We start from the raw sequence: 1861 nt of genomic DNA on the forward strand, positions 1-1861 counted from the left end.
GGCCTGCAGCACGCGGCGAAAACTCGGGCTGTCGCCGATCAGGCTGTCGATCTGCTGATGCTCGTCGAGTTCGGCACGCATGCGCTGGTTGTCTTTGAGGATGTCGCGAAATTGCAGGGCCTTGCTGACGGTGATGTCCAGTTCGTCGATGTCGAACGGCTTGGCGATGTAATCGAACGCGCCGTTGCGCATCGACTCCACGGCATTTTTCACCGTGCTGTAGGCGGTCATGACAATCACCGGCAGCTGTGGAAAGCGGCTTTTCACTTCCGCCAGCAACTGCGCGCCGCCCATGCCGGGCATGCGCCAGTCGCTGATCAGCAGGTCGATGTCTTCGTTCTCCAGTACCTTGAGCGCGTGCAAGCCATTGCCGGCGGTGAACACCGTGACGCCGTTCTGACCGAGGGCCGAGGCCAGCAGGTCACAGAGTTTCGGTTCGTCGTCCACCACCAGAATGTTATGCGTCATCGTCAGTCTCGTCGAAGTCGTCGCCATTGGCCGGAATGTACAGGCTGAACGTGGCGCCGGCATCTTTTTCGCTGACGCACTCCACGCGCCCGTTGTGGTTCTCCATCACCGAAAACACTTTCGCCAGGCCCAGGCCGGTGCCGGAAGCCTTGGTGGTCACGAACGGGGTGAAGATACGTTCCAGCATGTCGGCCTCAATCCCTTGCCCGGTGTCCGCCACGCTGATCACGGTGCAGGTGCCGGCACTGGCGATGCCCAGCGTCAGGCGGCCGCCGTCGGGCATGGCGTCGATGGCGTTGACGATCAGGTTCAGGCCGGCCTGTTTGAGTTGCTTGATATCGGCATAGATCGTTGCGCCCGGCGCCTGATCGTGGATGTGCAGGTCGATCTTGTGGCTGGCCAGTTCCGGCTCGCAGAACCCGGCCAGTTCATCCACCAGCGCGCGGGCGGACTGGGTGGCGCGGATCGGCGCACTGGGTTTGGCGAAGTCGAGAAACTCGGTGATCAGGTCATTGATCCGGCTGACTTCCTTGACCACGTATTCCAGGTGACGCTTGTCGGTTTCCGGCAGGTCGGCGCGCCGATGCAGCAGTTGCGTGGCGGTCTTGATGATGCCCAGCGGATTACGGATTTCATGGGCCAGGCCCATGGCGACTTCGCCCAGTGCGTGCAGGCGATCACGGCGGCGCAGTTGCGATTCCAGATGCTGTAATTCCTCCAGACGCTCGCTCATATGGTTGAACGTGCTGCTCAGCTCTGCCAGTTCATCACCGCCATTCACGTTCAGGCGTTGATGGTAATCACCGGCGATCACCGCTTGTACGCCTCGGGCCAACCCGCGCAACGGCTTGGTCAGGCGTTGCGAGACCAGCCAGCCGACCGCCAGCGACGCCGCCGAACTGAGCAGGAAAATCAAGATGAACAGGTTGCTCTGATTGACCAGGCCGACGAGGCTGGTGTGGCGCAACAGACCACTGAAAATCACCCCCTGCAACTGGCCGTTCTCGTTGAAGATCGGGCGATAGATGCCGCTGTAGCGATTGGTGAACTGTTCGAACGGGCCTTTGGTTTCGCGCAGGATCTGCTCGATTTTTTCCGGCACTTGCGCGGGATGATCCTGGAAACGCTGGGTGGAGAAAATCTCCGAAAAGTCATCGTCCTTGGCCAGGTACAGGCGCAAGTCCAGCGAATGCACGTCGGCAACACTGGTCAGGAAGCTGTTGTCCAGGTAAGTGCCGACGATCATTTTGTAGTCGACGCCGTCCTGATCGGTTTCGAAAGTCGAAATCACCGTGCCGGTGGCGACGCCGGCGACTTGCAGGGTTTGCAGCACCGCTTTGGGGGCCGTGCTGATCTGGCTGACGATGTTGTCGTCGGCGGTACTGAATACCAC

General features: G+C 60.5%; 2 protein-coding genes. Both read right to left on the minus strand.

The features are described 5' to 3' along the window. Positions 1-468 (minus strand): sigma-54 dependent transcriptional regulator (locus DBR24_RS33385; protein ID WP_256591756.1); only part of this gene is annotated, 468 nt, incomplete at its 3' end. Beyond that, positions 458-1861 (minus strand): HAMP domain-containing sensor histidine kinase (locus DBR24_RS23055; protein ID WP_256591757.1); only part of this gene is annotated, 1404 nt, incomplete at its 5' end. The genes DBR24_RS33385 and DBR24_RS23055, both read right to left, overlap by 11 nt.

This window comes from Pseudomonas sp. HMWF006, from assembly GCF_003061205.1.
In the GTDB taxonomy this organism is placed as follows: Bacteria; Pseudomonadota; Gammaproteobacteria; order Pseudomonadales; family Pseudomonadaceae; genus Aquipseudomonas; species Aquipseudomonas monsensis.